8 protein-coding genes are annotated in these 13,758 nt (G+C 73.3%); 2 read left to right on the plus strand and 6 right to left on the minus strand.

Features of this window, described 5'->3' with window-relative positions; all coding sequences use genetic code 11:
* Window positions 1-187 precede the first annotated feature (187 nt).
* Window positions 188-5,293: an SCO7613 C-terminal domain-containing membrane protein gene (locus tag BM290_RS26355; RefSeq protein ID WP_093618588.1), complete on the plus strand. Its 5,106-nt coding sequence runs from the start codon at window positions 188-190 to the stop codon at window positions 5,291-5,293.
* Here the strand turns inward: BM290_RS26355 and purE are convergent.
* Together purE and BM290_RS26365 are read right to left on the minus strand one after the other, a co-directional pair.
* Entirely contained in the window at window positions 5,290-5,787 is a 498-nt protein-coding gene (gene purE / locus BM290_RS26360) for a 5-(carboxyamino)imidazole ribonucleotide mutase (RefSeq protein ID WP_093618589.1), read from the minus strand. The genes BM290_RS26355 and purE overlap by 4 nt on opposite strands.
* Entirely contained in the window at window positions 5,788-6,930 is a 1,143-nt protein-coding gene (locus BM290_RS26365; RefSeq protein ID WP_093618590.1) for a 5-(carboxyamino)imidazole ribonucleotide synthase, read from the minus strand. It abuts the gene before it with no gap.
* Between the two features lie 245 nt (window positions 6,931-7,175).
* Between BM290_RS26365 and BM290_RS26370 the strand changes: the two genes are divergently transcribed.
* Entirely contained in the window at window positions 7,176-7,673 is a 498-nt protein-coding gene (locus BM290_RS26370; RefSeq protein WP_239143723.1) for a Uma2 family endonuclease, read from the plus strand.
* Window positions 7,674-7,675: 2 nt separating this feature from the next.
* Here BM290_RS26370 and BM290_RS26375 read toward each other — a convergent pair whose 3' ends face one another.
* The 4 genes from BM290_RS26375 to mca all read right to left on the minus strand — a co-directional run bounded on the left by BM290_RS26375 (window position 7,676) and on the right by mca (window position 13,664).
* Complete coding sequence (locus BM290_RS26375) at window positions 7,676-9,655, minus strand: thioredoxin domain-containing protein (protein ID WP_093618592.1); 1,980 nt, start codon at window positions 9,653-9,655, stop codon at window positions 7,676-7,678.
* Between the two features lie 9 nt (window positions 9,656-9,664).
* Window positions 9,665-12,181: a putative bifunctional diguanylate cyclase/phosphodiesterase gene (locus BM290_RS26380; RefSeq protein ID WP_093618593.1), complete on the minus strand. Its 2,517-nt coding sequence runs from the start codon at window positions 12,179-12,181 to the stop codon at window positions 9,665-9,667.
* Window positions 12,182-12,412: 231 nt separating this feature from the next.
* Entirely contained in the window at window positions 12,413-12,703 is a 291-nt protein-coding gene (locus tag BM290_RS26385; protein WP_239143730.1) for a hypothetical protein, read from the minus strand.
* Window positions 12,704-12,782: 79 nt separating this feature from the next.
* Window positions 12,783-13,664 (minus strand): mycothiol conjugate amidase Mca, encoded by an 882-nt coding sequence (mca, locus tag BM290_RS26390; RefSeq protein WP_093618595.1) that lies wholly within the window; start codon window positions 13,662-13,664, stop codon window positions 12,783-12,785.
* Window positions 13,665-13,758: the final 94 nt, after the last annotated feature.

Below are 13,758 nucleotides of genomic sequence, written 5' to 3' on the forward strand. Positions count from 1 at the left end.
GGTGCGTAGCGTGGGCTGGGCAACAGTCCGGAGTGTGCCGAATATCGCGGCCTGACCTGGGCACCCGGGGAAACCGCCGGGTTCGGGTCCGTTTCCACAGATCTCCACCCGCTTGAGACTGTTCTAATGAGGTGCCGGAAAGGCATGCTCTAACTACAGACAGCGGCCGGACGGTCGAGGAGGTCCTGTGGCGCAGGCTGACGAGCCCGATCACGTTGACGAACAACTGGCTCGCATCGACGCCTCCATATCCGACCTGAAGATTCGCGACATGCAGGCCGCCGCCGAGCGGACGAAGATCGCGAGCAAGCTCCAGGCCGCGTTGTTCCAGCGCGACATCCTCGCGCACGCCCAGAAGCAGCAGCGGTCCAAAGGGGCGAAGACGCGGCGTACGGCGCCGCGCCGTAAGCCGGTCGACGACTATCCACCACCGCCGCAGCCCGGCGAGCAGGCGCCGAGCCAGCCGGCCGGCGAGTCGCGGCCGCCACGCCGGCAGCCACCGCCGCCGGACTGGGCCGAGCCCGGCACCACACACACCGGGCCGCCCGGGGTCGCCACCGACGGCGTGGCCGTGCTGGTCGACGACCCGCCGCCCACCGAGCGGGTCGAGCGCCCGAAACCGCCGCCGCGCCGCCCGCCGCTGGCCACCATGGAGCATCCGCCGGAGGCGTCCACCCAGTCGGTGCAGAACATCCTGCTGGTCCTGGGCGCGCTGCTGCTCGGGGTGGCGGCCGTCGTCTTCGCCTCGGTGGCGGACTCGCAGTTCACCCGGGCGCTGATCCTGGCGCTGGCCACCGGGATCGCGCTGTCGGTGGCGCCCGGCGTGGCCAAGCGCGGCCTCACCTCCACCGGTGAGGCGATCGCCGCGATCGGCCTGATCCTGCTCCCGATGACGCTGTATGCGTTGCACGGCAGCCCGCTGACCGGCAAGGACGTGCCGACCGCGCTCTACCTCGGCATCACCTTCGCGATCACCGCGGTGGCCGCGTTCGTCTACGCCGGGGCCACGCGACTCGCCGCGCCGCGGTACGCGACGGTCATCGCCACGCAGCCGGTCGCGCCGCTCCTGGCGTACCCCATGATCCAAAGCCCGGCCGGCTGGGGCCTCGCGCTGACCGCCGTGGCCCTCCTCGACCTCCTGCTCCTCACCCGGGTGATCCGGGCCGGGCGGCTCGTGCCGCGCTGGCCGCTGGGGCGGCCGGTGGCCGCCGACCGCGAGTCGCTCGCCGACGCGGACACCGACCGCGGTCCCGACCCGGCGGACCCCTCGTCGTACGCCGCGGACGCCCCGCCGCGCCCGGAGTCCCGCCAGGAGGAGCCGGACCTGATCATCCCCGGCTTCAACCGGCCGCGTCGCCGCTGGCTGCCGACCCGGATCTTTCCCGGGCCGCGGCCGGAGGGGGCGCCGCCCGCCGGTTCGATGCCGCTGGCCCCGCCGGCCGTCCCGCCGTCCGCCGACTGGCTGCGGGAGCTGACGTTCGCGCTGCTCTGCATCGCGTCCGCGGGCGCGCTGCTCTACTCGTCGGTGGCGCTGCTGCAGGCCCAGGTGCTGGGCGACGCGCTGCGGTCCGGCGTGATCCTGATCGCCGCCGCGCTCACCGCGGTCGCGGCGGCACGCCTGCTCAAGCAGCCGACCGCGATCAACGTGGCGGGCGCCGTGCTCACCCTCGCGGTGATCGGCGCGATGGCCCGGATCGCCGGGGTGGTGGCGCCGAACTGGAGCGTGGTGGCCGCCGCCGCGACGGTCGCGGTGGCCGGCGCGGTCATCGGCATGCTGCCGGAGACGATGCGCCGGGGCCCGCAGTACGCGTCGACCGGCGCGCTGCTGCTGCTCGGCCTGGTCGTCGGGGTGGACGTGCTGCGCGCGGCGATCGCCCCGGTCGCCGCGGCCCGCCCGATCTGGGACGCGGACACCGCGGCGTACGCTCAGCGGCTCGCCGAGGCGGTCGGCCCGTCCGGCTGGCTGCTGGCCTTCAGCGCGCTGCTCATGACGATCGCCGCCGCGCTGGCGCTGCCCACCACGATCCGGCACGAGGGCGCGGTGATCGGCATCGCCCTGACCGCCCTGGCTGTGCCCGCCTCGCTGGGTCTGCCCTGGTCGGAGGCGCCGTGGCCGCTGGTGCTGGCGTCGATCGGGCTGGGCGCCGCCGGTCTGTGGGCCAACACGCTGCGGACCGCCGCGACACACGTGGCCGCGGCCGGCGTGGTCGGGCTGTTCGGCGCGTGTGCCGCGCTGAGCGCCTCCTGGCTGACCGCCGCCGTGCTGACCGCGCTGGCCGGGGCCGGAGTGATGGTCGCGATCGCGGCCCGGCAGATCCCGGTGCGGCTGTTCGCCTGGGTGATCGGCGACTGGGCGTCCGGCGCCGCCGCGCTGGCGATCCCGGGCGCCGCGGTGACCGCCGCGCTCGCCGTCTCCGACCCGGGTGGCGGTCCGCCGCCGACCGCCGGCTCGACCGTTCCGGCGCTGGCCGCCGGGTTCCTCGCGGTCGCCGCCACGCTCAGCTACGCCGCCGTGTTCCAGGTGGCGCGGCGGGAGATCAGCCTGCCGATGACGGTCGGCACCGGGCTGGGTGCGATGGCGATGGCGCTGGCCGCGCTCTTCGCCCCGGGCGCTGCCGCGCCGGACATCTGGGTGGGGGCGTTGCTGCTCGGCGCGGCCTCCCTGCTCTTCTTCGCCAAGTCGATCGACAACCGGGGGCGTACGGACCGGCTGCTGGACGGCCCGGACATCGCCGCCGCGGCCGCCACCGTGGCGATCTGCGGCGCCCTGGCCCGGGTCGCGGCCCTCGCCTTCCCGGACGCGCCTCTCGCCGTGGCCGCCGTGATGGTGCTGCTGGTCGGCATGGGTGTCACCGTGCTGCCGGACGACTGGCGGCCCGGCCCGGCCCGTGGCCTGGGGCTGGCCGCCCTGGTGGTGGGCGCGATCGCCGGCTGGCAGGCGGTGGTCGGCGGGCTGCGGGTGCTGTCGCTGCCCGGCCCGCTGTGGGCCGCCGATCTGTCCGCCTATCCGGCCACCCCGGAGGCGGGCGCCTGGCAGGCCCCGTTCGCCCTGGTGGCGATCGCGATCACGGCGGCCATCGCGATGCCGAAACCGTGGTCGCCGTACGCGTCGGGGCTGGCCGCGGCACTGGCCGCGATCGGCACGCCGTACGCGTTCGGCATGCCCTGGTGGTCTCCGCTGCTGGTGGGCACCGCGGTGGCGGTCGCCTTCGCGCTGGCCGCCGTCGCCGCGGCCGACGCGCACTCGGCCCGGGCCCGTGCCGGCGTGGCCGCCGCGGTGCTGCTGCACGCCGCCTCGGCCGGCCTGGCCCGGCCCTGGTCGACCGCGCTGGCGCTGCTGGCGATCGTGCTGCTCGGCACGGTGGTGGCGGCCGCCGCCCGGATTCCGGTGAAGGCCCCGCCGACCTCGTTCGAGGACACCGCCGAGCTGGAGGAGACACCGGACGAGGCCCCGGAGCGGGTGCTGCCGCAGCATCGGGCGCAGATCGGCGGCGCGGCCACCGGGTCGGTGCTGCTGGCGCTGCCCGGTTTCCTGGCCGCGCTCGCCGCCGATCAGGGGCACGGCATCGAGGTGGTGCTGACCGCCGCGCTGGCCGGGTCCACGCTGGGCCTGGCGATCCTGGCCGCGATCGGCCGGTTCGTGCCGCACTATCTGCCGTGGGCGACCATCGGAGTGGTGCTGGGCGCCACGGTCACCGCTGTCGCCTGCATCCCGACCGACCACCCGACGGCGCTCTACGCGGCTGCGGCCGCCCTGGTGGGGGTGCTCGCCGAGATGCTGCGCGGCGCGGTCCCGCCACCGCCGTCGCCGGTGCCGCGGATCGCGCCGTTCGACGACAGCCCGGCCGCCAGCCGCTACCTGCGTCTCCGGCGGTCCGGCTGGGGTGAGCGCTGGCTCGCCGACCCGGCCGCGGGTGCCGTGATGCTGGCGCTGCTGCCGACGATTCTGGCGCTGTTCTCGCTGGCCCCGGCTCTGCGGGCGGCCCTGGTCGACCCGCTGGGCCAGTTGCGGGCGATCTGGGAGGGCCCGATCCCGGCGCTGACCGAGCCGGCCGCCGGGCTGGTGGACGGCACCAGCGCGCTCGCCGCGGTCCTGCTCACCGGCGCTGCGGCGCTCGCCGCCGTCGGTTTCGGCGGCAAGGTGTCCGAGGCGGTCCCGGTGATCCTGCCGGGTCTTGCGCTGACCCTGCTGATCACCCCGATCGCCCTGGACGCCGGGTTCCCGGCCGCCACCGGAGCGGCACTGGTGGTCTTCACCATCTCGATGCTGGGGCTGGCGCTCACCCCGCCGCCGCTCGCCCACCGGGCGCCGCTGCTGCGCATCACCCGGGCGGTCGTCTTCGTGATCGGCCTGCTGGCCGGTGGCGCGGGGCTGGCCGGCAGCCTGGCGCTGGAGTCGCTGACCGTCTTCACGCTGGGCAGCGCGGTCGGTGTCGGGCTGGTCGCGGCACTCGCCGGGCGCAACCAGTCGGCCCGGCTGCTGGGCTGGCTGTTCGCCGCGGTGATGGGCCAGATGTTCGTGATGGCGGTGGCGATTTCGCTCGGCCTGGAACGGCACTGGGCGGCGTTCGGGGTGCTCGCGGTCGGCGCGGGACTGCTGTCGCTGGAGGCGGCGCTGCCCCGGCTGGGTCTCCCGCAGTACCGGGCGGAGGCGATCACCGTCGAGTGGAGCGGGTACGCGTCGGCGGCCGTCGCCGGAGTGCTGGCCCTCTACTCCCCCGCTCACCTGGCGGCGCTGCTCGCGGCCTGGGGTGCGGTGCTGGGCCTGACCGCGTCCCGGCCGGACCGGACGGCCGCTCAGCGGCGCACGCTGTTCTGGGTGGCCGTCGGGTTCGAGATCGCCGGCTGGTGGCTGTTCATCTCGCTGAACGAGGTGGGCCTGCCGGAGGCGTACACACTGCCGTTCGCCGCACTGGCGCTGGCGGTCGGTGTGGTCGAGGCGCATCACCGGCCCGACCTGAGCAGCTGGGCGGCGTACGGCCCGGCGCTGCTCGCCGCGTTCGTGCCGACGATCGGCATCATGATCGCCGGCAACGGCGGTGACCTGCGGGCGGTGCTGCTGCTGCTCGGAGCGGTCGCGACGCTGATCATCGGCTCGCGCAGCCGTCAGCAGGCCCCGGTGGTGGTCGGCACCGTCGCCACGGTGGTCGCGGCGCTGGCGTTCGCCTTCACCGTCGGCGGCCCGTGGCTGATGCTGATCCCGGTCGGTGTGGTCCTGCTGTTCCTGGGCGCGTCGAGCGAGAACCGCCGGCGCACCCAGGAGTTCCGCGAGGTGCTGTCGAAGATGCGTTAGCCCATCAGCCGGTCGCGCAGCGCCGCGTCCTTCTCGGCGACCAGCTTCTCGAGCCCGGCCTGGAAATCCACCATCCGCTGGCGGATCTCCGGGTGCGACGCCCCGAGAATGCGGACCGCGAGCAGACCGGCGTTGCGCGCCCCGCCGATCGACACGGTGGCCACCGGCACGCCCGCCGGCATCTGCACGATCGAGAGCAGCGAGTCCATCCCGTCCAGGTGCTTGAGCGGCACCGGCACGCCGATCACCGGCAGCGGGGTCAGCGCGGCCACCATGCCCGGCAGGTGCGCGGCCCCGCCGGCGCCCGCGATGATCGCCCGGATGCCCCGGTCGGCCGCCGACTCGGCGTAGTCCACCATCTTCTTCACGGTCCGGTGGGCGGAGACCACACCGACCTCGAACGGGATGTCGAACTCGGCCAGGGCGACAGCGGCCGCCTCCATGGTCGGCCAGTCCGAGTCGCTGCCCATGATGATGCCGACGACGGGATTCATCTACACACCCTCCTGAAGCCACTTCGCGGCGCGAACCGCCCGCGCCCGCACCTCGTGCAGATCGTCGCCGAGCACCGTCACATGACCGATCTTGCGGCCCGGACGGATCTGCTTGCCGTAGAGGTGCACCCGGGCGCCGGGATCGGTGGCGAACAGGTGGTGCAACCGCTCGTCGATGGAGATGCCGCCGGGCTCGCCCCCCAGCACGTTCGCCATCACCACGACCGGCGCGGCCAGCGCGGTGGAACCCATCGGATAGTCCAGGACGGCCCGTAGATGCTGCTCGAACTGCGACGTCCGGGCGCCCTCGATGGTCCAGTGACCGGAGTTGTGCGGGCGCATGGCCAGCTCGTTGACCACGATGCCGGCGTCGGTCTCGAACAGCTCGACCGCCAGCAGGCCGACCACACCGAGCGAGGTGGCCAGGTCGATGGCGAGCTGCTGGGCCTCCAGCGCGCGCTCCTCGGACAGGCCCGGCGCGGGCGCGACAACCTCGACACAGATCCCGTCCCGCTGCACGGTCTCCACCACCGGATAGGCCGCGACCTGCCCGAACGGCGACCGCGCCACCAGGGCGGCGAGCTCGCGCCGCAGCGGCACCTTCTCCTCGACGATCAGCGAGATGCCGGTCGACACGAGATCGTCGGCGGCCTCGCGGGAACCGACCATCCAGACACCGCGACCGTCGTACCCCCCTCGGGTGGCCTTGGCGACGACGGGCCAGGACCCGCCCGCGAACGCCTCGATCTCCTCGCCGGTCGTCACCCGCGCCCAGCGCGGCACCGGCGCGCCCAGGGCCGCCAGCCGCTCCCGCATCATGCCCTTGTCCTGGGCGAAGACCAGCGCTTTCGACCCCGGGAAGATCTTCACCCCCTCGGCCTCGAGCGCCTCGATGTGCTCGGTCGGCACATGCTCGTGGTCGAAGGTGACGGCGTCGCACCCCTTCGCGAACTCACGCAGAGCAGCGAGATCGGTGTGCGTGCCGATCGGCACGTCGGCCGCGACCAGCGCGGCACTGTCATCGGGCTTCTCACTGAGCACGCGCAGTGACTGGCCGAGAGAAATGGCGGCCTGGTGGGTCATACGGGCCAGCTGCCCGCCCCCCACCATGCCGACTACAGGCAGACCGGTTCGGGTATCCATCGCCACGCCAGCCTAGCGACGCCGCAGATCAACACCCAAATCGCGGTGGTACGGCCACACCTCCCACCACCGCACCACGCCGCCCCCGCCCTCCGGGCGCTACCGCCGGCATCCCGGCCGCCCACCGGAATTCACCCGTCCACGGCACGGTGGCGTCCGTTGCTCGCCATTAGCATTGCGGTATGAGCGCAGAGGCAATCGGCAGGCTGATGCCTACCATCATCACCCTCGACGACCTCGCCGCCATGAACGAGGCCGACGATCACGGGCGTCGATACGAGACAAGTGCACAAGGAGTCCTGTCCGTGGTCCCACCCCCCGATGGAAAGCACGCCAAGATCGCCACTCGCCTGATGTCATGGCTGTTGAGGGCAGGTTGGCCGGATGATCAGATCCTGCAGGTTCCCGGCATCCGGATTCCGGGAGCCGTCGGTCCTGCCGGACGCATTCCGGACTTGACCGTGTGGTCGCATGAGCCGGGTGATGCGGTGTGGCTGGACCTCGACGGCCTGCTCCTGATCATCGAGATCATCTCGCCCGGCTCCGAGGCCACCGACAGGTTCACCAAGGTCAACGAGTATGCGGGCGCCGGCATCCCGCTGTACTGGACGGTGGCACGCGACACCGCGAACACGGTGACGATGTATCGGCTGTCGAACGGCTCATACCAGGTCACGGCGGAGAAGCCACTCAGCTGGCTGCTCCAGTCGGACCCGCACGACCACCTGCCGATGGAGCACTGAGATCACCCCTTGAGACGGGCGCGCAGGTCGTCGGACGTGGTGACCGGGCGATCGCAGACGAAACCGCGGCACACGTAGGCGGTGGCCGCCCCCTCGATCAGCGGGCGGTCGGCCAGCAGGGGCACGCCCGTCTGGTCCGGAGTCCCGACGACGATCACCGAGCCGCCCGGCGCATACCGGAGAGCGGCCTCCACCAGCGGGTCCGCCGGGTCGGTGGTGGCGACCGCGATCTCGAACGGCCCGGTCAGCGCGGCTTCCGCGACGGTCGCGGCGTACCCGGCGAAACGCGGATGTCCCTCGATCAGCGGGCCGAGCGTGGCCAGCGCCGCATCAGCCGCCTCCCGGTAGGACGTCTCGCCGGTCAGCGCCGCATAGGCGACCAGGGCCGCGCAGATCGCCGACGCGCCGGACGGGGTGGCGTTGTCGGTCGGGTCGGCCGGACGGGTGAGCAGCTTCTCCGCGTCGTCGGCGGTGTCGTAGAACCCGCCCTCCCCGTTGCCGAACCGGGCCAGCGCCACGTCGAGCAGCTGCCGGGCCAGCTCCAGCCAGCGGGGCTCCGCGGTCAGCTGGTGCACGGCCAGGAACGCCTCGGCCACACAGCCGTAGTCCTCCAGCACCCCGGCCGGCTCGCCGGCCACTCCGTCCCGGGAGACCCGCCGCAGCCGGCCGTCGACGAGGTGCCGCTCGGCCAGCACCGCGGCGAGCCGGATCGCCGCCGCCCGGGACTCGGCCGCCGGATGCTCGGCCAGCGCGGTGATCGCCAGGCCGTTCCAGGACGCGACCACCTTGTCGTCGCGGGCCGGCTGCGGACGCCCGGCACGGGCCGCGAGCAGCCGCCGCCGGACGGAACGCCAGCGCTCCACCAGCGACGGGTCCGCCTCGTCGATGTCGCGGGCCAGCACCAGCACGCTCCGGCCGTGCTCGAACGTGCCGCGTGTGGTGACCCGGAACAGGTCGGCCGCCCACGTCCCGTCCTCCTCGCCGAGGGCCGTGATCAGCTCGGCGGGCGTCCAGGCGTAGGTCAGCCCCTCGACCCCGTCGGTGTCGGCGTCCAGCGCCGACGCCAGGCCACCCTGCGGGGTGCCGAGGTCGCGAAGCAGGAACGCGGCCGTCTCGTCGGCGATCCGGCGGGCGAGGACGTCACCGGTGATCCGCCACAGCTGCGTGTACGCCCGGAGCAGCAGCGCGTTGTCGTACAGCATCTTCTCGAAGTGCGGCACCGTCCACGTGGCGTCCACCGAGTAGCGGGAGAACCCACCGGCCAGCTGGTCGTAGAGGCCGCCCCGGCCCATCTGCTCACACGCGTGCCGGACGATCTCCAGCGCCTCGGCCGACCCGGTCCGTTCGTGGTGACGCAGCAGGAACAACAGGTTCATGTGCGGGGGGAACTTGGGCGCGCCGCCGAACCCGCCATACATCTGATCCTGCTCCTTGGCCAGGCCGGAGGCCGAGGCCGCGAGCAGCTCCACGGAGATCGGCGCCGTCGGGCCACCGACGAGCTGGGCGCCGCCGACCGCCTCGACCACCGCGGCCCCCTGCTGGATCACCGCGTCGCGCTGGTCGCGCCACGCCTCCTCGACCGAGGAGATCAGCCGGGCGAACTGGTCCTTGGGGAAGTAGGTGCCGCAGAAGAACGGCTGACCGCCGGGCGTGGCGAAGACCGTCATCGGCCAGCCGCCCTGCCCGGTCATCGCCTGCGTCGCGGTCATGTAGACGGCGTCGACGTCGGGCCGCTCCTCCCGGTCCACCTTGATCGACACGAAGCCCGCGTTGAGCCGAGCCGCGATCGCCTCGTCCTCGAAGGACTCGTGCGCCATCACGTGACACCAGTGGCACGCCGCATATCCCACCGAGATCAGCACGGGCACGTCCCGCCGCCGTGCCTCCGCGAACGCCTCCGCCGACCACTGCCACCAGTCCACCGGGTTGTCGCGGTGCTGCTGCAGGTAGGGCGAAGTGGCATCAGCGAGACGGTTGGCCATGCCCCCAGACTATGCCGTGCCGTCCGCTCTGAGCTGCGTGACATTCGGGGGCGCGGAGCGGGCCAGCTGGGTCAGGGCCTGCACGATCTTGTCGGCCGGCATCGGCTTGCAGAAGTGGTAGCCCTGCGCGGACGGGCAGCCCAGCGCGATCAGGGCGGCCCGCTGCTCGATCGTCTCGATGCCCTCGGCGACGACCCGTACGCCCAGGCGGACGCCGAGTTCGACGGCGGCCCGGACGACCGCGCCGGCCGCCGCGGAGTCGATCATCTCGTCCACGAACGAGCGGTCGATCTTGATCTCGTCGACCGGCATCCGGGTGACCGAGGCCAGTGAGGAGAAGCCGGTGCCGAAGTCGTCGAGGGACACCTGCACGCCGGATGCCCGGAGCCGGGCCAGCACCTCGTCGACGATCTCCTGTTCGCTGACCGCCACCGATTCGGTGATCTCCAGGACCAGACGGGACGCGGGGGTACGGTGCCGGCGCAACGCCTCGGTGACCTGGGCCGGGAAGGTCGGGTCGGTCAGGCTGCGCGCCGACACGTTCACCGAGACGGGCACGTCGACGCCCGCCGCCGTCCAGTCGGCGGCCGAGGCCAGCGCCAGGTCGAGCACCCGTCGCGTGAAGGGGATGAGCAGTTCGCTGCGTTCCACAGCGGGCAGGAACTCGGCCGGCGACAGGTGGCCACGCCGGGGGTGCCGCCAGCGGACCAGCGCCTCCACCCCGGTCGGCGCAGCGGTCACCAGGTCCACGGCGGGCTGCAGGTGCAGCAGGATCTGGTCGTCGGCGGCGAACGCGTCCTGCAGGTCGGCGAGGAGGGCCAGCTGGTCGGTGCTGCTGGCGTCCTGGCCGCTGTCGTACGTCCCGACGGTGACGCCCAGCTCCTTGGCCCGGTCCACGGCGATCGACGCGCGGCGCAGCAGCTCGGCGACCTCCGCTTCACCGGCGGCGGCCACCGCCACGCCGACGGTCACCTCGACGGAGAGCCGGACCCCGGCCGCCTGGACCGGCAGGCGCAGCTGCTCGACCAGCTCCCGGGCGCGGCGCAGAGCGTCCGGCAACGGGCTGGGCCGGGTCTGCTGCCACGCCGAGTCGGCGAGCGCCGTCACCGGCAGGAGCAGTGCGAACTCGTCGTCACCGATCCGGGCCACCAGCTCGCCGGGCCGGGCCAGCGCGGTGAGCCGGCCGGCGGCCAGGCGGAGCACCTCGTCGCCGCCGCCGTGCCCGAGCGTGCTGTTGACCTGGCGGAAGCCGACGATGTCGAGCAGCAGCAGGGCCACCTGGCGGTCGCGGTCCAGCGAGCGGAGCAGCGGGTCGCCCTCGCCGGCCAGCGCGATCCGGTTGCTCAGGCCGGTCAGCGGGTCGTGCAGGCGCTCGTGGGTGGCGCGTGCGTCGAGCTCGGTGATGCGCTGGTGGGCGGCCGCATCGTGCAGGGCGCCGGCCAGGGCCTCGCCGAAGGCCGCGATCGCCGCCTCGTCCCGGGGGCCGGGCAGGCCGGCGTCGCCGAGCCAGACGGTCAGCTCGCCCAGGGGACGCCCGGCGACGACCATCGTGCGGGTGACGGCCGCGCCGGAGCGGGTGCCGGCGACACCTTCCAGACCGGGGCCGTCCTGCGCGTACCGCCGCCGGCCCTGTCCGGTGTGCACCTCGAGTTCGGCGCGGCTGGCGCCGAAGACGTCGAGGGCGCCGCGCAGCGCGGCCCGGGCCACCTCGGCCTCGCTGGCGCCGGGCAGCCGGGCGGTGGCGGTCGCGAACGCCTCCCACATCCGGCGTTCCTCGGCGGCGCGCAGGTGGAAGCGGTACGTCCGGTGCAGCAGCCAGAGGACCGGGCCGAAGGCGAGCAGCCAGAGCGGCTCCCGGATCAGCGCGTAGACGGCGAGGACCCCGACGATGACGTTGCCGACCGACATCGGCAGCTTGGCGTAGAGGACGCGGGCCGCGATCTGGCCGGGGTGGGCGTCCCGGTGCAGCATCAGGGTGAGCACGACCAGGCCGAACGTGATGAGCAGGTACGTGCCGGCGCCGGCCGCCAGGGCGAGCGGGAGACGAGCGCTGTGCACCGGGACGTCACCGGCCAGCAGTGCGGTGACCAGGACGGCGCCGGCCACGCCGAGCGTCATCGAGGCGACCAGGTGGACTATCTCGGCGACGTTGCGCAGGCCGGTCAGCCAGGCGAGCAGCAGCCACGCGGCGCCGGCGCCGGCCAGGGTGGCGGCGGGCAGCCAGCCGGCCGGGGCGACCACGAAACCGACCACCACGGCGGCCTCGGCCCAGCTGACCGAGACCGCGTCGGGGCCGAGCCGGAACCGGAGGCCGGCGAGCTGCGCGATGGCCGACAGGACGGCGGCCACGCAGACTCCGGTGACCGGGGACAGCGGGCGCCCGTCGGCGGAGGGCACGGGTTGCAGGGCGCCGAGGATGACGGCGGCGGCCGCGGCGACCACGACGACGGCGGTGAGGATCCGCACCGGACGGGGGCGGCCGATGGCGCCGGTCGCGCTGGTCCAGGACTCGCGGACGGCTTTCACGACGACATCCGCGATCGCACGGCACGATGCACGTGCAGATCGATTACGGAGAGTCGGCGCCGGACAAGTGACATGTCGGCGCCCCCTTCCGCGCAGGGTCCCGGGGCCGTGCGGCCCCCGGCGGAAGGCTAAATCAATCCTGTGGAACGCAACAGGGCTTGACGGGGCCGACACGGACACACTCGTCGCGGGACGGCCGAAACGACGCGCGGCCTCGGCCCGGCCCGATGATCAGGAACGCTCCGCGCCGTCGCGTGGGGCGGGCGCGGCCGGCTCGCCGCGCACGCCCCCCACCTCGGCTTCTCCGACCTGGTCAGACGTCACCGATCGACCGGTCTCGACGTCGCTCGGGCCGGTGGTCGCGGAACGCTCTGCCGTGTCGCCGCCGCGGGCGATCTCTGACACACGATCCTGCTCCGGCGCAAGAGGAAAACTGTCGGGAAGCCGACGAATGCGCTTGTTCATGTTGCGGATCAACAGAACGGTCGCCACACACATGAGGACGATGAGGAACAGCCCCATCGGGCCGGCCAGGCCGCCCGATCGGGTGTCACCGAAGTTGTTGACCGCTACGACGAAGTCCACGCCGCCAGCGTACTGCTCAGTGGGCGTCGACCTTCTCCCGGATGCCCGCGAACAGGTCGGACTCCGGCACCGGGCTGTCCACGAGCGAGCGGGCGAGCTCGAAGTCCTCGGTGGGCCACACCTTCTGCTGCATCTCCAGCGGGATGTGGAACCAGAACCCGTCCGGGTCGACCTGGGTCGCGTGGGCGCGCAGGGCGTCGTCACGGACCTCGAAGTACTCTCCGCACTCGACCCGGGTGGTGATCTTGTCGCCACGGTCGTCGCGGTCGGCCCACTTCTCCAGCCACTCCGTGTACGGCGACTCCAGCCCCGCCGCCAGCATGCCCTCGTGCAGCGCCAGCATCCGCGCCCGGGTCCAGCCGGAGTTGTAGTACAGCTTCGACGGCTGCCACGGCTCGCCCAGCTCCGGGTAGAGCTCGGGGTCGCCCGCCTTCTCGAACGCCACGACCGAGATCTTGTGGCACATGATGTGGTCGGGGTGCGGATAGCCGCCGTTCTCGTCGTAGGTGGTCATCACGTGCGGCCGGAACTCGCGGATCAGCTTGATCAGCGGCTTGGCCGCCTCCTCCGGGTCCTGCAGGCCGAAGCAGCCCTCCGGCAGCGGCGGCAGCGGGTCGCCCTCGGGCAGCCCGGAGTCGACGAACCCGAGCCACGCCTGCTCGACGCCGAGGATCTCGCGTGCCCGGTCCATCTCGGCACGGCGGATGTTCGTGATGTCGGCGAGCACCTCGGGCCGATCCATCTTGGGGTTGAGGACACTGCCCCGCTCCCCACCGGTACAGGTCGCCACCAGCACCTGGACACCCTCGGCGACATATTTCGCCATGGTGGCGGCGCCCTTGCTCGACTCGTCGTCGGGGTGCGCGTGCACGGTCATGAGACGCAATTGCTCGGCCACGGTTGTTGAGATCCTCTCGACCAGGCCTGCGGTCAGCGGGCCGGGATCGGCTGCGAAGATGGAACCCTGCCATTCTGGCCGATCCCCCCGACAA

Origin of the sequence: Actinoplanes philippinensis, from assembly GCF_900113015.1 — a bacterium.
GTDB lineage: Bacteria > Actinomycetota > Actinomycetes > Mycobacteriales > Micromonosporaceae > Actinoplanes > Actinoplanes philippinensis.

Bases quoted from the DNA above. Each gene is read 5' to 3' on its own strand.
- BM290_RS26385 (WP_239143730.1), bottom strand. From the start codon at position 12,703: ATGGGGCTGTTCCTCATCGTCCTCATGTGTGTGGCGACCGTTCTGTTG.
- BM290_RS26375 (WP_093618592.1), bottom strand. From the start codon at position 9,655: ATGGCCAACCGTCTCGCTGATGCCACTTCGCCCTACCTGCAGCAGCAC.
- purE (WP_093618589.1), bottom strand. From the start codon at position 5,787: ATGAATCCCGTCGTCGGCATCATCATGGGCAGCGACTCGGACTGGCCG.
- BM290_RS26365 (WP_093618590.1), bottom strand. From the start codon at position 6,930: ATGGATACCCGAACCGGTCTGCCTGTAGTCGGCATGGTGGGGGGCGGG.
- BM290_RS26370 (WP_239143723.1), top strand. From the start codon at position 7,176: ATGAACGAGGCCGACGATCACGGGCGTCGATACGAGACAAGTGCACAA.